Below are 22,128 nucleotides of genomic sequence, written 5' to 3' on the forward strand. Positions count from 1 at the left end.
TCCCTATGCACATGGCAGGGCAAATAGGTCTTTTCCGACTCGCCCCGGATAATCGGGGCCATGACCTCCAAAGAAAACCAAGCCGGCACTGACTTCAGCACGCTGGCCCTGAGCCCCGCTACGCTGGCCAATCTGCAGCAGCTGGGCTACACGCAGATGACCCCTATCCAGGCCGCCAGCCTGCCGCCCGCCCTGCTGGGCAAGGACCTGATCGCCCAGGCCAGCACCGGCAGCGGCAAGACGGCGGCCTTCGCCCTGGCCCTGCTGGCCAACCTCAACCCGCGCCGCTTTGCCGTGCAGGCGCTGGTGCTGTGCCCCACGCGCGAGCTGGCCGACCAGGTGACCACCGAGATCCGCCGCCTGGCGCGGGCCGAGGAGAACATCAAGGTCGTCACCCTGTGCGGCGGCGTGCCGCTGCGCGGCCAGACCGTGAGCCTGGAGCACGGTGCCCACATCGTGGTCGGCACGCCCGGCCGGGTGATGGACCACCTGGAGCGCCAGCACCTGTCGCTGGAAGCGCTCAACACCCTGGTGCTCGACGAGGCCGACCGCATGCTGGACATGGGTTTCTTCGACGACATCGCCACCGTGGCGCGCCAGTGCCCCAAGGAACGACAGACCCTGCTGTTCTCGGCCACCTACCCCGAGGGCATCGCCAGGCTGAGCCAGCAGTTCATGAAGGCGCCCGAGCAGATCACGGTGCAGGCCCAGCATGCCGAGGGCAAGATCGAGCAGCGCTGGTACGAGGTGAAGAATTCCGAGCGCCTGCACGCCGTGTCGCAGATCCTGGACCATTTCCGGCCCGAGTCCTCGCTGGCCTTTTGCAACACCAAGCAGCAGTGCCGCGACCTGGTGGCCGTGCTGCAGGCCCAGGGCTTCAGCGCCCTGGCGCTGTATGGTGAGCTGGAGCAGCGCGAGCGCGACCAGGTGCTGGTGCAGTTCGCCAACCGCAGCTGCTCGGTGCTGGTGGCCACCGACGTGGCCGCGCGCGGTCTCGATATCGCCAACCTGGCAGCGGTGATCAACGTGGACGTGACGCCCGACGCCGAGGTGCACATCCACCGCATTGGCCGCACCGGCCGGGGTGATGCCGAGGGCCTGGCGCTGAACCTGGCCAGCATGGACGAGATGGGCAGCGTGGGCAAGATCGAGCAGCTGCAGGGCCGCGAATCACGCTTTTACCCCTTGGCCGAACTCACGCCCACGGGCAGCGGCCCCTTGGTGCCGCCCATGGCCACCATCCAGATCATCGGTGGCCGCAAGGAGAAGATCCGTGCCGGCGACGTGCTCGGTGCGCTCACCGGCGAGATGGGCTTCACCCGCGAGCAGATCGGCAAGATCAACGTCAACGAGTTCTCCACCTACGTGGCGGTGGACCGCACCGTGGGCCGCCAGGTGGCCGACCGCCTCAACAGCGGCAAGGTCAAAGGCAAGTCCGTGAAGGCCCGCCTGGTCACCGACTGACCAGCATCTGCACCATGGCATCGTAGCCCCGCTGCTTTGCCAGTTGCAGCGGCGTGTTGCCCTGCCGGTCGGTCAGTGCCTGGCTGGCCCCCGCCTTGACGAGGGCCTTGAGCGTGGCCTGGTGGCGTGGCCCGCCGTTGCCCAGCACGATGGACTCGATCAGCGCCGTCCAGTGCAGGTTGTTCACATGGTCCAGCGGTGCGCCGGCCGCGATCAGCTGGCGCACTACGCCGTCATGCCCCAGGTGGGCGGCGGCGATCAGGGCCGTGCCGTCGTAGCGGCTGGTCACCTGCTTCGCGCTGGCACCCAGCGAGAGCAGCAGGGCCAGGGTGTCCTCGTCGTCGGCCACGGCGGCAATCGTCACCGCGTCGTAGCGGTCGTTTTCCAGCAGATCCAGCCCAGCACCGGCCCTGGCCAGCAAGCGGATGGCCTCGCGCTGGCGCGCGAAGGCGGCCACGTGCAGGGGCGTGCGGCCGTGGGCGTCGCGGGCATTGAGCTGTGCTGCGGCACTCGGGCCTGCGAGCAGGCGCTGCAGGGCGGCAGTGTCGCCCTGTGCCGCAGCGGCATGCACGCCCTGGTAGGCCGCCAGTTCCGCCGGGTTGGGCGGAACCTGGGCCTGGGCCGGCTGCAGGGCAGCGAAGGCCAGGGTGGCGGCAATGGCGCACAGCGCACGCGCCGTGCTCGAAAAAGAAGGGGCGGTGCGGTGGGCCATGGCTCTTTCCTGGTCGGTCAGGTGTGGCTTACTTGAGCAGGTCCTGCACCTTGGCGATGCCGGCCACAGCGCACTGCTCGTCCAGGTGGCCGCCGGGCGCACCGCCCACGCCCACGGCGCCGATGACTTCGTTGCCCACCTTCACGGGCACGCCGCCGCCCAGCAGCAGGTAGCCGGGGATGTTGACCAGGTTGGCGGCAGCGGGGTTCTTCTGGGCGCCTTCCATCATGGCCAGCGTGGTGTTCTTGGCCGATGCCGAGGTGTAGGCCTTCAGGCGGCTGGCTTCCAGCGTGTGCGGGCCGGCATTGTCGGCGCGGTACACGGCGCGCACGGTGCCGGCGCGGTCCACCACGGTGGCGGTCACGGCATAGCCGTTGGCGGTGCAGGTGGCTACGGTCTGGGCGGCGATCTGCGTGGCCAGGTCCAGCGAGATGTTCTTTTCGGTGCGCACGCCTTCGGCGCTGGCAGCGGTGGCGACGAAAGCGAGGGCGATGGCGGCGGTCTTGAAGTGGCGTTGCATGGTGTGTTCTCCGGTGGTTTGGAAGGCCGGCCTGGCAGGTCGTCAGGCCGTGGGAGAACTGTAAAAAATGCGGGCCGCCGGCGCCATTCGTGCGGCTACGCGCGGGCCTCCGTAGAACTACGGAGCGCCGTCCACCAGCGCGGCGTAGCGCCTTATCAACTGGGCCAGCGACTCGGCCCCGAGCTTGGCGAACAGGTTGGCGCGGTGGGTTTCCACGGTGCGAGGCGAGAGCTCCAGCGCACGGCCGATCTCCTTGTTGGTCAGGCCTTCGACGATCAGGCCCAGCACCTCGCGTTCGCGCGCCGAGAGCTGGGCATGGCGCTCGCGTGCCTGCTGGTCGGCCTGGTGGCGCTCGCGCGAGCGCACGTGCTGGCGCACCGCGTTCTGCAGCGCTTCGAGCAGCACCTCGTCGTCCACCGGCTTTTCGAGGAACTCGGCAGCACCAGCCTTGAATGCGCGGCGGCACATGTCCACCGTGCCATGGCCGGTGAGCATGATCACAGGCTGGTCCACGCCCTGCTTGAGCAGGTGCTCCAGCAGGGCCAGACCGCTGGTGCCCGGCATGCGCACGTCAAGCACGATGGCGCCGATGCTGGCGCGGTCGAAGCCTGCGGCAAAGGCCAACGGGTCGGCCCAGGCCTGCACCCGCAGGCCCACGGTGCCGATCAGCAGGGCGAGGCCCTCGCGCACGGCGGCATCGTCGTCCACCAGGTGGATCAGCGGGGACAGGGGCGTGGCATGGTCGGTCATGGAAGCACGGGGGTGTGGAGGGGGGCAGCCGGGTGCGCTGCAGCGGGGGCCTGCGCCGTGACCGGCAGCACCAGCACGAAGGCCGCGCCCCGGCCTGCAGCGGGTGCCAGCCACAGCTGCGCACCCATGGCCTGGGCCAGGCTTTCGCACAGCGTGAGCCCCAGGCCCAGGCCGCCTTCGCGCGTGGTGTAGAAGGGCTCGAACAGGCGCTCGCGCGCCTCGGCCGGTATGCCCGGGCCATGGTCGCGCACGGTCAGTGCCACCTGGCCCGTGTCCTGCCGGGCCAGGTGCAGCTCCAGCCGGCGCTCGGCGGCCGGCACCTGCTCCATGGCCTGCAGGGCATTCATCACCAGGTTGTGCACGATCTGCTGCAGGGCCACGGGTTCGGCCAGCACCGCAGGCAGGTCGGGTTCCGCCTCCAGGACCAGTGCCACGCCGCGCTGCTGCAGTTCGGGCTCCACCAGGTGCAGTACGTCCTGCACGGCGGCGGGCAGGGCCAGCGGATGGGCCTGCCCGGCCAGGTCGGGGCGCTCGACCAGGCGGCGCAGCCGGCCCACCACGGCCGATGCGCGACGCGCCTGCTCCACGGCGCGGCCCATGGCGTCGAAGGCGGTGTCCAGGTCGGGTGGCGATTCGCCCAGCAGGCGCTTGGCGGCCTGGGTGCTGGCCAGCAAGGCCGTGAGGGGTTGGTTGAGCTCGTGCGCCATGCCGGCTGCCAGCTCGCCCAGGGTATTGAGCCGGGCCACCTGGCCCAGGCGCAGCAGCTCTTCGGCCCGCTGGCGTGCCACGCGCTGGCGCCACCAGGCCAGCGCGCCGGCCCAGAGCGCTGCCGTGAGCACGCACCAGCCCAGCATGGCCCACCAGGGCAGTTCGGCCGGGGTCACGGTGCGCTCGGCCACCACGTCCAGGGGCTGGCTCGGCGATGCCAGCAGCTTGTGCACGCTGAAGTGCCAGCCCATGCGGTCCAGCCGGCGCCCTGGCTGCACGACGAAGGACTGGCCGGCCCGCTCCAGCGCCACACGCACCGGGCTGGTCACCGGGTTCATGGGCCATTCGTCCAGCGGCACGGTGGCCGCCAGGTCGATCTGCAGCGCATAGCTGGCCGGGGTGCCGGCCAGCACCAGGTGGTAGCGGCCGGCGCCCAGGTCGGCCAGGGCCATTTCGGCGCGGCCGGAGCGGCGCGAGGCCGCCTCGGCTGCATCCAGCGCGGCCTTCTGCGCAGCGGGCCAGGCACCCGCAGCCGGGCGCTGCAGCACGGCCAGGATCTGGGGGTAGACGGACGGCAGGCGAGGCAGGGTCGATGCCGCCGCCGTGTCGGCCACGGCGCCGGGCACCGGGGGCTGCAGCAGCGCCAGCGTGGCCATCACCGCATCGTGCTGCACCACGCGCTGGCTCAGCAGCCGGTGCACGATGCGCGCGTCCGTATCGAAGGCCGCGCGCAGCTGTTCCACGCGCGCATGCGCCAGCCAGCCGGCACCGGCAGCCGCCACGAGGGCCCACAACAGCAATCCTGCGAGGCGGTGACGCCATGCCTTGGTCATGGGGCGGATTCTGGCACGGCCCGGTCTGTTGTAATCCTGTCCGAACGCCTCCACCCGCCCATGCCCCCCACTGCCTCCACCCTGCACCCCTGGTTCACGCCGCGCAACCTGCTGTGGGCGTCCGTGGCCGTGGCGCTGGTCACCATCGTTCTCAAGACGCTGGCCTGGTACGTGACCGGCTCGGTGGGGCTGCTGTCGGACGCCCTGGAGTCCTTCGTCAACCTGGCCAGCGCCATTTTTGCCCTGGCCATGGTCACCGTGGCGCAACGCCCGGCGGACGACAACCACCCGTACGGCCACCACAAGGCCGAGTATTTTTCATCCGGCTTCGAAGGCATCCTGATCGTTGGCGTGTCGTTGGGCATCTTCTGGGCGGCCGGGCATCGGCTGTTCGACCCGCAACCCCTGGAGCAGGTGGGTTGGGGCCTGGTGCTCTCGGCGGTGAGTTCCGGCCTCAACGGCCTGCTGGCCTGGTTCATGTTCCGGTCCGCCCGTGCGTACCGCTCGATTGCGCTGGAAGCCGATGCCCGCCACCTCGTCACCGACGTGTGGACTTCGGCCGGGGTGCTGGTCGGCATTGCCGGTGCGGCGCTCACTGGCTGGCTCTGGCTTGATGCCGTGGCCGCCATCGCCGTGGCGATCAACATCCTCAAGGAAGGCGTGTCGCTGGTCTGGCGCTCATCCCAGGGATTGATGGACGAGGCCGCCCCGCCCGCGGTGCAGGCACGCATTGAAGCCACCCTGCAGCAGTTCGTGCAGGGGCAGGCACCGGGGGTGCTGCGCTTTGACCACGTGTCCACGCGCCGGGCCGGCCAGCGCCAGTTCGTCGATCTGCATCTGCATGTGCCAGCCATTTGGACCCTGGGCCAGGCTGCCGACTTGCGTGGCCAGGTGGAGCGGGCGCTGATGGCCGCCGTGCCTGGCCTGCGTGCGACCATCGAACTGCTGCCCACCGATGTGGAAGCCCATTTTGACGACCCCAAGGATGTGACGTGATCAGTGTCTTGCAACGCGTGCGCGAAGCCCGCGTGGATGTGGATGGAACCACCGTGGGTGCCATCGGCGCCGGCCTGCTGGTGCTGGTGTGCGCCGAGCGCGGCGATACCGAGGCCGAGGCCGACAAACTGCTGGCCAAGCTGCTCAAGCTGCGCATCTTTGCCGACGATGCCGGCAAGATGAACCGCAGCGTTCAGGACGTGGCGGGCGGCCTGCTGCTGGTGAGCCAGTTCACGCTGGCGGCCGACACCACGGGCGGCAACCGCCCGAGCTTTACCCAGGCCGCAGCACCCGAGGACGGGCGGCGCCTGTTCGACTACGTGGTGCAGCAGGCGCGTGCGCTGCACCCGGTGGTGGCCACCGGCCGCTTCGCCACCGAGATGCAGGTGCACCTGGTCAACGATGGGCCGATCACCATACCGCTGCGCATAGCGCCTGCAGCGCCCGCCGCATAGGCGGGGTCAGGCACCAACGAGTTTCTGGAACGAGCCGAGCACGGCGGGCCCGTTGAACGGCTTGACAATCCAGCCGCGGATGCCGGCGGCCTTGCCGCGCTCCTTCATTGCGGGCGAGTTCTCGGTGGTCAGCATCACGATGTTGACGCCGCTGTTCCTGAGTTCGCTGCGCACCTTCTCGGCCATGGTCAGGCCATCCATGTGGGGCATGTTCACGTCGCAGACCACGAGCTTGATGCGCGGGTCCTGCTGCAGCTGGGTCAGGCCGTCGCGGCCGTCCACGGCGAAAGCGACGTCGAAACCGTTCTTGCCCAGGAAGCCGCCGACTTCGTTGCGCACGGTGCTGGAGTCGTCGACGACGAGGATGTTGGCCATGGTGCGAGTCCTTCAAAAGTGGTCAGAAAAATTCCAGTTCGCCCGCGACCTGTTCGACCTCGGGCGGCTTCCAATGGAAGTCCATGGGCGTGTAGGCACGGGCGCACAGGGTGGCATGCAGCGGCAGACCGCCGGGCATGTCGATGCGGAAATGCTGCAGGTGGTCGGTGCCGATCTGCGCCATGTGAGGCAGGCTGCGGATATCCAGGATCTGTGGGGTCGACAGGCCCAGGCAATCGTAGAAGGCGCCCAGCTCACGGTTCATGGCGCCGCAGCACATGTTGCCGACCTCGCAGATGGCGTCGATGAATGGCTGCGGGCCCATCTCGCGCTCGTCCTGCCCGACCACGCCCGCAATCCATGCACGCGTGCGCGCATCGTGCGCAAAGTGCAGCGCTGCGATGACGCGAAACGAATAGGAGGCAATCGACAGCACCGCCATGTGGGTGAGCGAGTCCTGCTCCACCGCAGGCACGGTGCGGATCTGCATCTCCGAATGCTGCGGCCCCATGCCCTGGCGCAGGCCTGCGATCATCATGCTGTCCAGGCTGTCCCTGGCGCGTTGGCTCAACGTCATGGCGGATGGCTCAGGCAGACAGGGCGGCCTGGATCTTGCGATTGGTCAGCTCCAGGCCCATGGACGCATTGATGATCATCTTGCCGCCGGCCTGCATGTCCTGGAAGGTGGTGGTGGCGATCAGGTCGTTCTTGTAGAGGTTGTCCCGGTAGTGCTTGGACAGGGCCTCGGCGTTCACCGACAGTGTGCGCATCTCGTTGGCCACCACGGCGAAGCCGCGGCCCGCGCCGCCCGCGCGGGCTGCCTCGATCGATGCGTTGAGCGCCACGATCACCATCTGGCGCACGATGCGTGCGAACTCGTCGTTCTTCTCGTGCATGTCCTTGTTGTGGGTCACGAGCTTGCTCATGTCGGCATGCCAGCGCTCGAAGGTCTTGCTGATGCCCTGCAGATCGGCCAGTGCCTTGGCCAGCGTCTGGCTGTGGCCCATGGCACCCTGCACCACGGCCCGCACCACGGCTTGCGTCTGCTGGCCGGCACTGTGCTCGATCTGGCGCTGTTCCTGCTCCCACTGCCCAATGGCGTTCTGCATGCTGGCCTGTGCCTGCTGCAGCGAGCCGTGCAACTGATCGACCTGGGACTGGAGCCGGGCATTCTCGTTCTCCACTTCCCATTGCGCATCGTTGCCGACGTCCTCGGTCTGCAAGGCTGCGTTGCGCAGCGTGCGGCCGCACAGCCACCAGCCGACCACGGCGCCCAGCGCGCAGCCGCACAGCAGAATCAGCACTTCCATCATTGCGCTTCCTTCTCGGCATGTTCCGCCGGGGCGCGGCGTGCCACGCCGTACTGGGCGGGCAGGTGGATCACGGTGTGGAACGGTGCGTGGCCTGCTTGCCCATCGGCCGGCTGGAGTTCCAGCGCGATGCTGCCGCCCACGGATTCGATGAAGGCCTTCACCGCGTCCATGCCCACCCCGCGTCCCGAGATGGCGGTCACTTCGCTGGCCGTGGAAAAACCGGGTGCAAAGATCAACTGCGCGGTCTCTGCCGGAGCCAAAGCGCTGTCTTCCTGCACGAGGCCCGATGCAATGGCTTTTGCGCGGATGCGGTCCAGGTCCAGGCCCCGGCCGTCATCGGAAAGCCGCAGCGTGATCTGGCCATCCGCCTGGCCCATGGCGATCTCGATCCGGCCCTGTGGCGCCTTGCCTTGCGCGGCCCGGCCCGGCGGGGCTTCGATGCCGTGGTCGAGCGCGTTGCGCAGCAGGTGCATGAAGGCGTTGCGCAGCACGTCGGTCACCTGGGTGCGCAGCACGATGCCGCCATCGGCGATGACGACCCTGGGCACCTGCTTGCCCAGTTCCAGCGCCAGGTCGGGCAGCGAGTCCACCACCGTCTCCAGCACGTTGTGCAGCGTGTGGGTGCCCAGCAGCTGCAAGGCGTGCTGTACCTGTTCCAGCATGGCACGCGTGGCATGCAGGTCCTTGCTGCCTTGCAGGGCACTGCCCGCCGCGTGCAGCAGTTCGTCGATGCGTTCGCGCGGCACCATCAGGTACTTCTCCACGCTGCCGCGGCGCCCGGGGCCCTTGCGGCCCAGCTTGGTATCGTTGATGTGCGCGTAGCTGTCCAGCGATGCGCGCACCGCCTGCAGCTCGGCATCCAGTGCCGCGCTGTCCCAGCCAGAGAGGTCCTGGCGCAGCGCGTCGTAGCGCTGCTCGGCCGCGTGCGCCAAGTCGGCCAGCTGCAGCAGGCCGTAGGTGCGGGCATTGCCCTTGATGGTGTGCATGTTGCGAAACAGCTCTGCCACGGCGGCCGCGCGGGCTGCCGCATCGGTGGCCGAGCCATCCAGCAGGCGCTGGTTGTGCAGCACGAAGGAGGCCGAGCTGTCCACGAAGTCGTGGAACTTTTCCTGTTGCACGGCGAGCACCTCGCCGATCATTGCCAGCTCCTGCTTTTGCGCCTGCGCGGAGCGTGCCAGCTCGCGCAGTTCGGTCACGTCGCGCACGCACAGCATCAGGCGCTCGGTGCTGCCGTCGCCCGAGGCGATGGGCGACCAGGTGAGGTCCAGCACCTTGGTCTTGCCATCCGCGAAGCGCACGCTCACCTCGCCCGGCAGCAGGTGGGCATTGAAATCGAAGTTCATGGCGTCTTCGCCGATGCAGGCATCGATGGCCGTCGTCGCTTGCGACAGTGCATCCGCGCCCAGGTCGGTATGGGCCAGCAGCACATCGGTCACACTGCGCCCCGCGAGATCGCTGGTTTCCACGATGCTGGCCAGGTGGTCCGAGTATTCGGGGTGGATCACGCCGCCGGCCTGCAGGGTCATGATGCCCTGCGGGATGGTGTGCAGCATGACCTGGATGTCGGCCGTCTTCTGGCGCACGAGTTCCGTGCTTTGCTGGATCTTCTCCACCATCAGGTTGAAGGCCGTGAGCGAGCGCCCGATCTCGTCCATTCGGGTGACCGGCACTCGGTGCGAGAAGTCCTGGCTGGTGGCGATCTCGGTCATCTTGTGCTCCATCTCGCCGATGGGGCGCACGATCTGGCGGTACAGCATGAAGCCGATGCCCGCCATGCCCAGCACGGCGATGACCGTGATCGTGGTGAGCGTCGTCGTGGTCTGGGTCAGGTTGGCGTTCAGCGAGGCGATGGCCTGGTCCTTGCCGCGGCGCTTCTCGACCTGCACGGCCTCGATCATCTGGCCCTGCTCGCGCAGGTACTGGTCCACGGTGGCGGCCATGGTGGCCTCGGCGGCCTCCTGCTGGCCGGCGAGCTTGAATTGGGCCGTGTCGTCGATGGCCTGGAAGTAGTTCTCCAAGCTCATCTCTGCCTCCTTGATCAGGCCGCGCTGCGCATCGCTGTCGGCCTGGCGCATCTGCGAAGCCAGGGCTGCCTTGAGTTCGCTTTTGCGCGAGCTCAGCGCCTCGTAGGTGGTCTTGGCGCTCTCCCCGTCGGGTGCCGACACCATGGCCATGGTGGCTATGTGCACGTCCTTGAGCTGCCCCATCATTTCCACCGACTGGATGGTGCTGGGCACCACCCCCTCGGTCACGGCCTTGACCTGCTGCGCACCGCGGGACGACTGGTAGAGCGCGAAGCCACCGATGGCGCACATCGCCAGGAAGGTGAGGGTGATGAGCAGGATGATGCGCAGGCGAACGGTCATGGGAGGGACTGGCTGCTGAACCAATGTAACAATTTGATTCAACTGTCGGCGACGTCCGTGGCGCCTTCATGACATTTCCCCCGGGCCTTCGAGGGGCAAGGCGGCGCAGGCCTGCGCGGTCTGCGCTTTTCGTGGCGCGGTCGGCTGCGGCTATTGCAGCGTCAGCGCCAGTGCGATGGGCAGGAACACCAGGGCTGCCAGGTTGCCGATCAGCACCATCGAGGCCACCTTCTCGGGTTCCTGCCGGTAGCGTTCGGCGAGGATGAAGTTGATCACCGCAGGGGGCAGGGCGCCGAACACCAGCAGCAAGCCCTGCTCGCGCGGTGCCAGGTCCATGCCCCAGGCCACAGCCCAGGCGATGGCCATGCCCGTCACCGGGCGCAGCACGGCGCCAAAGACGCCGAAGCCGACGGACTGGATGTGCGAATCCGCCAGGCGCGCACCCAGCGCGAAGAGCATCAGCGGAATGGACACATCGCCCACCATGCGGATGGCCGTGAGCAGCGGCGGCCACAGCGCCATGCCCCCCATGCCCACCGCCAGCCCCGCGATGGCGGCCAGGATGGAGGGCGAGGTCCACATGGTGCGCAGCCGCGCCTGGTGGTCCAGCAGCCAGATGCCGAAGGAGAACTGCAGCGCGTTGGACACCACGAACATCGCAATCGCCGGGGCCAGCGCCTCCTGGCCGAACGCCAGCACCGCCAGCGGCAGGCCCAGGTTGCCGCAGTTGTTGAACATCATCGGCGGCACCAGCGTCTTGGGCTCCAGGCCCAGCGCGCGGGCCACAAGCCAGCCCACCACGCCCGTGCCGGCGATCAGCGCCAGCGTGGCCAGCAGCAGTGGCAGGTGGTCCTGCACACGGAAGTCCTTGCCCGCCATGGCCCCGAACACGAGTGCGGGCACGAACACCGCCAGGTTGAGCTGGTTGGCGGTCGAGAGATCGGGCTTCATGCGCCGCCCGACGGCATAGCCCAGGGCGGCAATGGCGAACAGGGGAAACAGGATGGAGAGGATGCGCAGCAGCATGGGGGACGTGAAGGACGACCCCGCCGAGCTTAAGGCACTGCCGGCGTCGACCCTGGCGGGGGCCGACCGCCGTGGCCTCAGTCGTCGGCCATCACCAGCACTTCGCGCAAGCGGCCTGCGCCGAGCATCTCGTAGGCGTCGATGCCATAGCCCACGTACACGCGCGAGTTCTGCAGGCCCTGCGCCGGGAAGTTGCGGAAGATGTCGAGCGGCACGGACAGGTTGGCGCTGCCCAGGTCGGCCTTGATGGCGTAGGCGGGCATGGGCCACTGCACGGGGCTCCATTGGCCCTTGTCGTCGCGCTGGAACCAGGTGGTGGGGGGGCCGTCGGGGCCGTCGCTGGCGATGGCCACCACATAGACGTTGTACTTGCCGTCCGGCGCGGTGGCGCTGGTCGGGCCGCCGAACACCGCGCCAGACAGCGTCAACTGGCCCAGGCCGCCTGAGTAAGTGGCCTGCACCCGGAAGGGTGGCCGCATGGCTGGGGCAACGGCCGTAGGGGTGTCAGGGTCCAGGTCGAGGTCCGCCGTGCCGGCAGGAGCGTTGACGGGTGTCGGTTCCAGCACGCTGCCGTAGGTTCCCACGCCAAGCTGGCCCTTGTGGCCTTCACCGTAGGCCCACACAGTGCCGTCTGCCAGCCTGAAGTGCACGTTGCCGGGTTGCTGCGACGGACTGCCCTTGCTCAGCGCGGCTTCCTTGATCGCAGCATGCAGGCGGAAGATTTTGCCCGCAGAGCCTCCCAGCTTGCTGCCATGGCACTGCGCAGAGCCGTCGGCCAGTACGGCACAGAAATGCCCATCACCGCCATGGATGGAGGTTGCAGTCTGTCCCACCAAGATGCGCTTGGGCGCGGTGTATTGACCGGTGGACGTGTTGTCCCACAGCGAGCCTGCGGGATCGGTTCCCCAGGCCCATACGGTGCCTGAGTTGTCCAGCGCCAGCGAGGCTGTGCCGAGCGCGACGACCTGCTGGGCGGGGGGCAGGCTGGGCTGCTGGAAGGGCTGGGTGTACTTGACCAGTCCGCTGGATGTACTGAACGTGCCCAGGCCCCAGATGTTGCCGTCGGCGTCCAGGATGAGTGCGTTGTCTTTCGAGATGGACGAAGTCTTGGCCTCGGCGTTACCGAGCGCAATCTTGGTAGCCGGGCGGAAATCAGCGTCCGATAGTGTGTTGACACCTACTGGGGTGCCCCAATGCCAGGTGGTGCCGTCGCTGCCGATGACCAGCATGGTGAAGCCGTGCATCCCGATCGAGCGTACGGGCAGTGGGATGGGAAGAGGCTTGGGCTGCCGGGTGGCCTCGAGTGTGTAGATACCGGGATTCCAGATAGGCGCCCAGCCCCAGGCGTAGACCTTGCCATCCTGCGTGAGGGCCAGGGCGGTGTCGCCCGTCGCCTGGATGCTGGTGATCGAGGACAGGCCAACCACTCTCGCCGGGCTGGAGCGCGCAGAAGAGTCTGTGGCCAGACCCAACTGCAGATCGAAGTCGCTTCCCAGCGCAAGGAGTTGCCCATCCGTGGTGGAATACAGCACACTTTGTCCGCCGGTGCTGCTATAGGTCGACATGCTGGCCACGCCCGATGCGACCTTCCGGAGCAAGCTGCCGGAGCCATCGTCGGCCTGGGATTCTGACGCTCTTTGCCATTGCCAGAGATCGCCACCTGCCGTCAAAGCATAGCCATAGATCTCCCCGATGGACAAATCCCGCGCTGGCGGAAGACTGGCTAGCAGACGAGGCTGCAGGGGGGCTGGTGCATCGCTGTTGATGTCATATTGGTTGACCACGCCACCGGCTTGCGTGAGTGCATAACCGGGGGCAAACGGCTTGATCGCCAGCCCCTTGCGCGGCTGGCAGATGGGTAAGGTGTTGTTGAGCGATCCCCAGGTCCAGGAAACGCCTGTGGTGTCAACTGCTGTCACCGTGCCGATACCATTGAACATGGGAAATACCACGTAAGGCCGGCCCAGTTGCAGATCGCGAATGGGTGGCAGTCCCTGGATCTTGACGGGAAGGCTTGTGCTGTTGGGACGCGCTACCTCTGAAAATACACAAGGGCCGCCCTGGCCTTGACCCCAAACACCGCCGTCTTCATCGATGGCGATGACGTTGTATCCCTGTCGAAATGCCTTGACGATGCGCACCGGGTATTCCACGATTACCTTGGGTGCGTCAGAGCTGAACATCAGTCCCCATGACCACACCTTTCCTTGGGAATCCACCGCCAGGGGCTCGCTTTGGTCGGCATCGGGGAAGTGGACGACATTGCGCAGCACGATGCGTGGTTCGCTGCGATCCGTTCGCGTCCCATCGCCGAGCTGGCCATAGGTATTGCGGCCCCAGCTCCACAGATTGCCGTCGGTGTCCAGTGCAAATACGTCTCTGGCAGAAGCGCGAACGCTCACGATGCGTGCGGGCAGCGGGATGGTGATGGCGGTAGCACCGGACCGAATGGGCCCCAGTCCCAACTGCCCATCCCGGTTGTCACCCCAGGCCAGCACGCTGCCATCCTTTGTCAAGGCCAGCACGTGGCGGTTGCCGCTGCTGATGGATTGGGCCTGTGCGCTGCTGGCGCAGACCAGGGCCAGCAGCAGTGCGCTGGCGGTGAATCGTTGGAATATGGGGCGCGTCATGTCTGGTTTCTCCTCTCTGTGCATTTATGCGTTCCATTGTGGGGAACGCACGTGCCGGACAGCGTGACGCGGATCACCCCGGCGTGTGTCGTGTGGCGCAATGTTGTAAGAGGATGCGTCAGCCTTCGCGCCGGATCAAAGGCGTTTTGCGTTAAAACAGCGACAGCGAGGCCCCTGCCCGCGCTGCCCTGTCCACACCCGCACGGAGCCCATGCGCACCACCTACTTCATCAGCCACCCCGACGTGGTGATCAGCCCCCTTGTCCCGATCACGCGCTGGCCCTTGTCCGAGCGGGGGCGTGTGCGCATGGCGGCGGCCCTGTCGCAGCCCTGGGTGCCAGAGATCACGGCTGTCTACTGCAGCACCGAGCAAAAGGCCATCGATGGTGCGCAGATACTGGCGGAGCGCCGGGGATTGGCGCCCACGCAGGTGGCAGCGCTCGGCGAGAACGACCGCTCGGCCACCGGCTACCTGCCACTGGCGGAGTTCGAGACCGTGGCCGACGCCTTCTTTGCGAAACCGGAGCAGTCCGTGCGCGGGTGGGAGACGGCCGCGCACGCCCAGGCGCGCATCGTGGAGGCCGTGGCATCCATCGCCGCAGCCGATACCTCTGCCGGGGCACTGGCCATCGTGTCGCATGGGGCGGTGGGTACGCTGCTGTACTGCCACCTCACCGGGCAACCCATCTCGCGGCAATGGGACCAGCCCGCCAATGGCGGTGGCAACTACTTCAGCATCCAGTGGGGGCCAGAGCCCCGCGCGTTGTCGTGGTGGCTGCCGGTCGATGGAGTCGGGCCCTCTCCCTAACGTTTGCGTGCCCTGGCGGGCTTCGGTGCCACCGGCTTGGCGTCGTACGGATCGGCAAAGCCCAGCTCCTGCAGGATGGCGGTCTCGTAGGCCTCCATCTCGTCGGCATCGGCCGCGCTGGTCTCGTGGTCCCAGCCCTGGGCATGCAGGGCACCGTGCACCAGCATGTGGGCGTAGTGTTCCTCCAGGCTCTTGTTCTGCTCCTTCGCTTCGCGCTCGATCACTGGGGCGCACAGCACCAGGTCGGCCGTGACCAGGGGTTCCTGCGTGTAGTCGAAGGTCAGCACGTTGGTCGCATAGTCCTTGCGGCGGTAGTCGTTGTTGAGCTGCCGGCCTTCCTCGGCGTCCACGATGCGCACGGTGATCTCGGCGTCGGTGGCCAGGGCGTGGCGTATCCAGCGCGTGACCTTGTGGCGCTGCAGCACGGCGCGGTGCGCAGCAGCGCCGTCGAAACGGCCGAACTGCAGCGACAGGGAAAGTTGGTTCAGAGGCATGGAGCGAGGCATTTGTCAGGGGACTTGGTCACGCGCGGGTGCGTGTTGCCACTGCGCGGCGGGGCGCATCGTAGGCGTCCACGATGCGCGCCACCAGCGGGTGGCGCACCACGTCGGCGCTGGTGAAGTGGGTGACGGCGATGCCCTTGACGCGCTTGAGCACGCGCTCGGCATCGACCAGGCCGCTCATGGCACCCTTGGGCAGGTCGACCTGGCTCACGTCACCCGTGACCACGGCGCGAGCGCCGAAGCCGATGCGGGTGAGGAACATCTTCATCTGCTCGGGCGTGGTGTTCTGCGCTTCATCGAGGATTACGAAGGCATTGTTCAGCGTGCGCCCGCGCATGAAGGCCAGCGGCGCGATCTCGATGGCGTTGCGCTCGAAGGCCTTCTGCACCTTGTCGTTGCCCATCAGTTCGTACAGCGCGTCGTACAGAGGGCGCAGGTAGGGGTCGACCTTCTGCGCCAGGTCGCCGGGGAGGAAGCCCAGGCGCTCGCCGGCCTCCACCGCCGGGCGCGTCAGCACGATGCGCTGCACGTTGCTGCGCTCCAGGGCATCCACCGCACAGGCAACGGCCAGGTAGGTCTTGCCGGTGCCGGCCGGGCCGATGCCGAAGGTGATGTCGTGCGTGGCGATGTTCTGCAGGTACAGGTTCTGCGTGGGCGTGCGCCCGCGCAGGTCCGGGCGGCGCGTGCTGAGCACGATGGCGTCGTCCGGTGCCTCCAGCAGCTCGCTGTCGCCCGCCAGCATGAGCTGGATGTGGTCCTCGGGGATCGGGCGCTCGGCCATCTCGTACAGGGCCTGAAGCAACTCCATCGCCTGCATGGCCTTGGCCTTGGGGCCGTCCACCTTGAATTGTTCGTGCCGGTGCGCGATGCTCACCTGCAGCGCCACCTCGATGGTGCGCAGGTGCGCATCGGCCGGGCCGCACAGGTGCGTGAGCCGGGTGTTGTTGTGGGGAGTGAAGGTGTGGCGCAGGATCACGCTGATAATTCCCGTCAGGCAATGGAACAGAACGCAAGAGCGACGGCGCTGCTTGTCACGCCAGCGACGGCAAAGGACATCAATGATAGGCAAATTGACCGGCACCCTGCTGGAGAAGAATCCCCCCGAGGTGCTTTTGGACTGCCACGGGGTGGGCTACGAGGTGAATGTGCCCATGAGCACCTTCTACAACCTGCCCTCCGTGGGGGAGCGCGTGAGCCTGCTCACGCAGTTCATTGTGCGCGAGGATGCGCAATTGCTGTACGGCTTTGCCACTTCCGAGGAGCGCCAGGCCTTTCGCGAGCTGATCAAGATCTCGGGCGTGGGCCCGCGCACGGCGCTGTCCATCCTGAGCGGTATGGGCGTGGGCGACCTGGCACAGGCCATCACGCTGCAGGAGGCGGGGCGCCTGGTCAAGGTGCCCGGCATCGGCAAGAAGACCGCCGAGCGCCTGCTGCTGGAGCTCAAGGGCAAGCTGGGCGCCGACATGGGGGGGGCGCGCAGCCACGCCACCAGTGATGCACAGGCCGACATCCTGCAGGCCCTGCTGGCCCTGGGCTACAACGACAAGGAAGCGGCCGCTGCCCTCAAGGCCCTGCCGGCCGACGTGGGCGTGAGCGACGGCATCAAGCTCGCGCTCAAGTCGCTGGCCAGGTAGGTCCGAACGGGCGCCTACTGGGCCTCGCGCACCAGGCGGCCATTGGTCGGCTGCACCGGCCGCGCATTGGGCGGCGAGATGCGCGCCAGCAGGCGCAGCTGCTCCAGGCCCACGCTCACCGGGGTCTTCATCACGATGCGCAGCACGCCCTCGGTGCAGGGCGGCGAGGTCAGCGAGCCCGCGTACTGGTAGTAGTGCCGGTCCTGCGGCAGCAGCTCGCCCACCGAGAGCACCGGCTGCGGCAGGCGCACGCGGTCCTGGGCGTCCAGCGGCATGTGCGTCCAGAGGCGGGTGATGAAGGCATTGGGGCTGCCCAGTTGCATGGGCACGCTGACCACGGCCATCTGGCCGCTCGGGCCCTGGTACACCAGCTCGGTGGCCATGGGGTAGCTCTGCAGGTGCACGCGCTCCTCTGCGGGGTGGCGGAACTGCAGGCGCATGAGCCGCCAGGGGGCTCCGCGCAGGGGCAGGATGCTGGTGCCTTCCACCTCCAGCGCGAGGCCATGCCCCGTGTTCCACACCGTGCCGCCGAAGAACTGGTTGCCGAACGGCAAGGGGTCGGCCGGGCCGAGCGCCACGTCCTGCGTGGTGATGTGGATGGGCGACTGGCGCGTGCCCTGGCTGCAGGCCGAAAAATCCGGGTGCAGGCTGCCCCAGGCCTCGGGTCCCTTGTCGCCGCTGGCATGGTCCCAGCGCACCGTGCGCGGGTCGGCTGGCGGTGGTAGGGGTGCAGGCGGTGCTGCGGCGGCCAGTTCGGCTGCACGCGACTGGATGTAGCGGCGGCTGGCCTCAGGGTCCCGCACGGTCTGCCGGGGCGGTGCCGGCGGTAGGGCTTCAGCCTGGGCCGGCTTGCGCGGGCGGTCGGGTGGCACGCGCACTTCCACGCTGGGGATAGGGCCGGCGTTCTTGCGCGCACCGGGTTTGGCCGGCGTGGCGTTCTTGTCCTTGGCGCGCTGGATGGCCTCGTCGATCCGGGTGGCCAGGGTGGCCTTGTCCTGCGGGTTCTCGATGCGGATGGCGCCGCTGGCGGTGCGGGCGGGCGGGGGCGCGGTCTGGGCAGTCGCGGTCAGGGCGGCTGCGCCACTGGCGGCCAGTGCGGCCAGCAATTGCAGCGGCCGTGGCAGGCGGGTGGGCGCGGGCAGCATCTGTTTCATGGTGTGCTTCATGTATCGGCACAGTACCCACTTACTTTACCCCCTGGGGGGTCGCCCGGGCTATATAGTTCCAGTCGGCCCGCCCGCGCGGGTATTCGACCCCGGACAGAACCACCGTGACCATCCAGACCGACGACTTCGCCCCCATACCGCCCAAGCGCGTGGTGTCCGCCGCGCCCGCCTCGCCGCAGGAGGAGGCCATCGAGCGCGCCCTGCGCCCCAAGCTGCTGCAGGAGTACGTGGGCCAAGCCAAGGCGCGCGAGCAGCTCGAGATCTTCATCGGCGCGGCGCGCAAGCGCGGCGAGGCGCTGGACCATGTGCTGCTGTTCGGCCCGCCGGGCCTGGGCAAGACCACGTTGAGCCACATCATCGCGGCCGAGCTGGGCGTGAACCTGCGCCAGACCAGCGGCCCCGTGCTCGAAAAGCCCAAGGACCTGGCCGCATTGCTGACCAACCTGGAAAAGAACGACGTCCTTTTCATCGACGAGATCCACCGCCTCTCGCCCGTGGTCGAGGAAATCCTGTACCCGGCGCTCGAGGACTACCAGATCGACATCATGATCGGCGAGGGGCCGGCCGCGCGCAGCATCAAGCTCGACCTGCAGCCCTTCACCCTTGTGGGGGCCACCACGCGCGCCGGCATGCTCACCAACCCGCTGCGCGACCGCTTCGGCATCGTCGCGCGGCTGGAGTTCTACACCGCGCAGGAGCTCGCGCGCATCGTGCAGCGCAGCGCCGGCCTGCTCGACGTGCCCATGGACGAAGTGGGTGGCTTCGAGATCGCCCGCCGCTCGCGCGGCACGCCGCGCATCGCCAACCGGTTGCTGCGCCGCGTGCGCGACTATGCCGAGGTCAAGGGCGACGGCCGCATCACCCTGGATATCGCCAACCGCGCCCTGGCCATGCTCGACGTGGACCCGCAGGGATTCGACGTGATGGACCGCAAGCTGCTCGAGGCCGTGATCCACCGCTTCGATGGCGGCCCGGTGGGCCTGGACAACATCGCCGCCAGCATCGGCGAGGAGGCGGGCACCATCGAGGACGTGATCGAGCCCTACCTGATCCAGCAAGGCTTTCTGCAGCGCACCACGCGCGGCCGCGTGGCCACGTTGGCCGCCTACCGGCACCTGGGCGTGACCCCGCCCAAGACCGGCGGGCAGGACCTGTTCGAAGCCTGAAGCACAAGGGAGCTGTCCGATGGCCCGCTCCAACCGCCGCCGCAAGAACCCGCGCGAGAGCGCCGCCAAGGCGGCGCCCGTGCGCCGGGGCCCTGGGGTGAACTGGACGCCGGCCTTGCGGGCCCAATGGGAGGCCCTCGCGCCCGGGCGCAGGTTCATGGGTTCCTGCGGCCTGGCCCTGGTCGTTGGCACCCTGCTACTCTACGGATTGGGCGGGGTGGTCTATGGCCAGCTCACCGTGTTCATGTTCGAGGGCTTCGAGGATCTGCCCGGCGGGGTGGCCGTGTGTGGCGCGGCCAGCGTGTGGTGCCTGGCCGCGGCGTGGGCCACCTGCCTGGCGGGGCGCCACTGGCCCGCCATGGCGTCCGAGCGTTGCCAACGCTGGCGGTTGCGGGCCTACGCGGCTACGGCCGTGTTGGCGGGTATCACCTTGCTGCTGTGGCTGTTGAGCGCGCCGGGCATGTGGGGCGCCCTGGGGGCCTGGCCCGGGCTGGCGCCGCAATCAGAGTGGCTGCTGGCCCCGCTGCCCTGGGCATGGGAATGGGTGCTGCCCCTGGCGCGCGATGACCTGCAGCTGTGGTGGCTGTGCGGGGCGGCGGTGGTGGGCGGCCTGTCGGCATGGTGCCTCTGCGTGGGTCGGCGGCCGCGCGCAGGGCTGGCCTGCATGGCCCTGGCGCTGATTTTCATCGGCCTGTGGGCGCTGGGCGGCGCGGCCTACCACTATGTGGCGGGCAGGGGGTTTGCCGGGGTGGTCGAGGAGGTGGCGGCGCTGAACCTGCAGTCCCATCCGGGCCAGCGCAATGCCGATACCTTCCTGTGGTTGCTGAGCGCCTGGTTCCCGCTGGCCCTGGGCGCCGTGCTCATGGCCGGGGCGTTGCATATCCCGTCGGCGGCAGCGCAGCGCTCGCCGCAGGCTCCTCCTCAGTGACGGGAGCCCGGCGCTGGCTGCGGGCACCGTCCAGCATGCCCGCCACGATCAGCACCTGCGCGATGTAATAGGTGGCCAGCACCCACAACTGCGCCAGCGGCAGGGGCTGCACGAAGCGGTTGGTGGCCAGCGTGGCATCGCTGAGCATGAAGAACCCGGCGCCGATGGCGACCAGCCAGGCGCCGCGTCCACCCAGCACAGCGGCGCGGCCGATGGCCTGGGCGGCCATGAGCGCAATCACCAGCACATACGCCGCCACCGGCCCGCGCAAAGCGGCCGGCAGCCCGCCCAGCCACAGGAAGGCATACATGCCCACGCCGATGGCCAGCGTGACCACCAACGCGCCGCGCCGCGCAAACCAGGGCACGCCCTTGCGGAACAACACGATGTAGCAGAGGTGGGCGAGCAGAAAGCTCACCAGCCCGGGAATGAAGAAGCCGCCGAACATCAGGAACACATCGCCCGCGAGCGAGCCGGCCAGCGCAGCGATGAGCCAGCGGCCTTCGGTCCTGTCGAGGCGGTTGCCAGGGGCCGCCGTGCGCAGATGCCCGGCGACCACAGCAATGGCAATCACCATGGTCAGCGGCTTGAAGAGCCAATGCCACTCCTGCAGCCCGAGCACGCTGGTCGCCGTGGCAAGGGCTGCCGATTCGACCAGCAGCGCCATGCCCATGCCGATGCGCCCCTGCACCGCCGCACCCAGTGCCCATTGCATGGCCAGCAGCGTGGCGAACCAGATGGCGTTGTGCGCCAGCGGCGCCGTGTCGGCCTGCCAGAGGAAGGCCGCCACACCGGCCAGCATGAGCGCGAACTGCACGCCCGCAAACCACTTCAGCGTGCGCGACATGGGCGGGTGGTACAGCGGCATCCGGGCAATGTCGAAGGCCGGCTTGGGAAAGCGCTCGGCCACGTCGGCCGGCCGCCAGCCCGGGGGCTTGATCCAGACCCGTAGCTTGTCTGCCCAATTGCGTGCATGCCAGCTGTCGTGCGCCAGGCCGGCATACACCTGGGCATTGGCCCACAGCGGGTCCCAACTGTTGAGCAAGCCACGCGTGCCGTAGACGCACTTTTCCTGGTCGTCCTCGTCCTTGAAGGTGCCGAACATCCGGTCCCACAGGATCAGGATGCCGCCGTAGTTCTTGTCCAGGTAGACGTCATTCACCGCGTGGTGCACGCGGTGGTTGCTGGGGCTGCAGAACCAGCGGTCGAACCAGCCCAGGCGCCCCACTTGCTCGGTGTGCACCCAGAACTGGTAGAGCAGGTCCACCAGCGCCACGATGGCGAACACCAGCGGCGGCACGCCGGCCAGCGCCATGGGCACGTAGAACACCCAGCCCAGCAGTGCGCCGGAGCTGGTCTGGCGCAGCGCGGTCGAGAGGTTGTAGTCCTGGCTCTGGTGGTGCACCGCGTGCGCGGCCCAGAGCACGGCCGATTCGTGGCCCATGCGGTGCAGCCAGTAGTAGCAAAAATCGTAGAACACCAGCGCCAGCAGCCAGCCCGGCACGCTGAGCCAGAAGGCGTCATTGCGCCACAGCGCCAAGTGCTCGAACACGGCGGTGTAGATGCCCACGCGCAAGAGCCGGGTGAACACCGCGCTGGTCTGGCTCAGCATCCCGAGGCTGATGCTGCTGATGGCATCGGCCATGCGGTAGGTCACGCGCTGGCGCTTGTAGCCCACCGCCAGTTCGATGGCGATCAGCAAAAAGAAGACGGGTGTGGCAAGGACGATGATCTGGCTGGGGCTCATTGGGGCGAATGCAGTGTTTCGCCGATTC

Annotated in this window: 21 protein-coding genes; 7 read left to right on the top strand and 14 right to left on the bottom strand. The window is 68.1% G+C overall.

Going from position 1 to position 22,128, the window contains the following annotated elements; genetic code table 11:
- Positions 1 to 60 precede the first annotated feature (60 nt).
- Positions 61 to 1,464 (top strand): ATP-dependent RNA helicase DbpA, encoded by a 1,404-nt coding sequence (dbpA, locus tag ASE31_RS02460; protein ID WP_057199939.1) that lies wholly within the window; start codon positions 61 to 63, stop codon positions 1,462 to 1,464.
- Here the strand turns inward: dbpA and ASE31_RS02465 are convergent.
- The 4 genes from ASE31_RS02465 to ASE31_RS02480 form a co-directional block, all read right to left on the bottom strand.
- Entirely contained in the window at positions 1,454 to 2,176 is a 723-nt protein-coding gene (locus ASE31_RS02465) for an ankyrin repeat domain-containing protein (RefSeq protein ID WP_157412310.1), read from the bottom strand. The genes dbpA and ASE31_RS02465 overlap by 11 nt on opposite strands.
- Before the next feature lie 28 nt (positions 2,177 to 2,204).
- Positions 2,205 to 2,696, bottom strand: a complete 492-nt coding sequence (locus ASE31_RS02470) for a heme-binding protein (protein ID WP_057199940.1) — start codon at positions 2,694 to 2,696, stop codon at positions 2,205 to 2,207.
- A gap of 117 nt (positions 2,697 to 2,813) precedes the next feature.
- Complete coding sequence (locus ASE31_RS02475; RefSeq protein WP_057199941.1) at positions 2,814 to 3,446, bottom strand: response regulator transcription factor; 633 nt, start codon at positions 3,444 to 3,446, stop codon at positions 2,814 to 2,816.
- A complete protein-coding gene (locus tag ASE31_RS02480; protein ID WP_057199942.1) occupies positions 3,443 to 4,987 on the bottom strand; it encodes a sensor histidine kinase in 1,545 nt (514 codons plus the stop codon). Before ASE31_RS02480 ends, ASE31_RS02475 begins: the two co-directional genes overlap by 4 nt.
- A gap of 60 nt (positions 4,988 to 5,047) precedes the next feature.
- On the opposite strand from ASE31_RS02480, the gene ASE31_RS02485 reads away from it, so the two are divergent.
- Positions 5,048 to 5,983: a cation diffusion facilitator family transporter gene (locus tag ASE31_RS02485; RefSeq protein ID WP_057199943.1), complete on the top strand. Its 936-nt coding sequence runs from the start codon at positions 5,048 to 5,050 to the stop codon at positions 5,981 to 5,983.
- Positions 5,980 to 6,438 carry a D-aminoacyl-tRNA deacylase gene (gene dtd, locus ASE31_RS02490; RefSeq protein ID WP_057199944.1) on the top strand — a complete coding sequence of 153 codons (459 nt, stop codon included), beginning with the start codon at positions 5,980 to 5,982 and terminating at the stop codon, positions 6,436 to 6,438. Before ASE31_RS02485 ends, dtd begins: the two co-directional genes overlap by 4 nt.
- A 6-nt stretch (positions 6,439 to 6,444) precedes the next feature.
- On the opposite strand, the gene ASE31_RS02495 is transcribed toward dtd, so the two are convergent.
- From ASE31_RS02495 to ASE31_RS02520, 6 genes are all read right to left on the bottom strand, one after another.
- A complete protein-coding gene (locus tag ASE31_RS02495; RefSeq protein WP_057199945.1) occupies positions 6,445 to 6,813 on the bottom strand; it encodes a response regulator in 369 nt (122 codons plus the stop codon).
- Positions 6,814 to 6,835: 22 nt separating this feature from the next.
- Entirely contained in the window at positions 6,836 to 7,390 is a 555-nt protein-coding gene (locus ASE31_RS02500; protein ID WP_057199946.1) for a hypothetical protein, read from the bottom strand.
- A 10-nt stretch (positions 7,391 to 7,400) separates the two neighbouring features.
- A complete protein-coding gene (locus ASE31_RS02505; protein WP_057199947.1) occupies positions 7,401 to 8,126 on the bottom strand; it encodes a methyl-accepting chemotaxis protein in 726 nt (241 codons plus the stop codon).
- Positions 8,123 to 10,492, bottom strand: coding sequence for an ATP-binding protein (locus ASE31_RS02510; protein ID WP_057199948.1), 2,370 nt, complete (start codon positions 10,490 to 10,492; stop codon positions 8,123 to 8,125). The genes ASE31_RS02505 and ASE31_RS02510 overlap by 4 nt, the downstream gene beginning before the upstream one ends.
- A gap of 150 nt (positions 10,493 to 10,642) precedes the next feature.
- Positions 10,643 to 11,518, bottom strand: coding sequence for an AEC family transporter (locus ASE31_RS02515; protein ID WP_057199949.1), 876 nt, complete (start codon positions 11,516 to 11,518; stop codon positions 10,643 to 10,645).
- A gap of 77 nt (positions 11,519 to 11,595) precedes the next feature.
- Positions 11,596 to 14,148, bottom strand: a complete 2,553-nt coding sequence (locus tag ASE31_RS02520) for a hypothetical protein (RefSeq protein ID WP_057199950.1) — start codon at positions 14,146 to 14,148, stop codon at positions 11,596 to 11,598.
- A gap of 211 nt (positions 14,149 to 14,359) precedes the next feature.
- Between ASE31_RS02520 and ASE31_RS02525 the strand changes: the two genes are divergently transcribed.
- Positions 14,360 to 14,956 (top strand): histidine phosphatase family protein, encoded by a 597-nt coding sequence (locus tag ASE31_RS02525; protein ID WP_057199951.1) that lies wholly within the window; start codon positions 14,360 to 14,362, stop codon positions 14,954 to 14,956.
- Here ASE31_RS02525 and ybeY read toward each other — a convergent pair.
- Positions 14,953 to 15,450 carry an rRNA maturation RNase YbeY gene (gene ybeY / locus ASE31_RS02530; protein ID WP_057199952.1) on the bottom strand — a complete coding sequence of 166 codons (498 nt, stop codon included), beginning with the start codon at positions 15,448 to 15,450 and terminating at the stop codon, positions 14,953 to 14,955. The genes ASE31_RS02525 and ybeY overlap by 4 nt on opposite strands.
- 28 nt (positions 15,451 to 15,478) lie before the next feature.
- Positions 15,479 to 16,435 carry a PhoH family protein gene (locus tag ASE31_RS02535; protein ID WP_057199953.1) on the bottom strand — a complete coding sequence of 319 codons (957 nt, stop codon included), beginning with the start codon at positions 16,433 to 16,435 and terminating at the stop codon, positions 15,479 to 15,481.
- An 82-nt stretch (positions 16,436 to 16,517) separates the two neighbouring features.
- Here ASE31_RS02535 and ruvA point away from each other — a divergent pair, with 82 nt between their 5' ends.
- Entirely contained in the window at positions 16,518 to 17,093 is a 576-nt protein-coding gene (gene ruvA / locus ASE31_RS02540; RefSeq protein WP_057199954.1) for a Holliday junction branch migration protein RuvA, read from the top strand.
- 14 nt (positions 17,094 to 17,107) lie between these two features.
- On the opposite strand, the gene ASE31_RS02545 is transcribed toward ruvA, so the two are convergent.
- On the bottom strand, positions 17,108 to 18,247 hold the full coding sequence (locus ASE31_RS02545) for a carbonic anhydrase family protein (RefSeq protein WP_057199955.1): 1,140 nt from the start codon (positions 18,245 to 18,247) through the stop codon (positions 17,108 to 17,110).
- A gap of 116 nt (positions 18,248 to 18,363) precedes the next feature.
- Here ASE31_RS02545 and ruvB point away from each other — a divergent pair, with 116 nt between their 5' ends.
- On the top strand, positions 18,364 to 19,425 hold the full coding sequence (gene ruvB, locus ASE31_RS02550) for a Holliday junction branch migration DNA helicase RuvB (protein WP_057199956.1): 1,062 nt from the start codon (positions 18,364 to 18,366) through the stop codon (positions 19,423 to 19,425).
- Between the two features lie 19 nt (positions 19,426 to 19,444).
- On the top strand, positions 19,445 to 20,353 hold the full coding sequence (locus ASE31_RS02555) for a hypothetical protein (RefSeq protein ID WP_057199957.1): 909 nt from the start codon (positions 19,445 to 19,447) through the stop codon (positions 20,351 to 20,353).
- Here ASE31_RS02555 and ASE31_RS02560 read toward each other — a convergent pair.
- Complete coding sequence (locus tag ASE31_RS02560) at positions 20,286 to 22,100, bottom strand: lysoplasmalogenase family protein (protein ID WP_082603999.1); 1,815 nt, start codon at positions 22,098 to 22,100, stop codon at positions 20,286 to 20,288. The genes ASE31_RS02555 and ASE31_RS02560 overlap by 68 nt on opposite strands.
- Between the last annotated feature and the right edge of the window lie 28 nt (positions 22,101 to 22,128).

The organism is Acidovorax sp. Root217 (assembly GCF_001428645.1).
Lineage (GTDB): Bacteria > Pseudomonadota > Gammaproteobacteria > Burkholderiales > Burkholderiaceae_C > Acidovorax.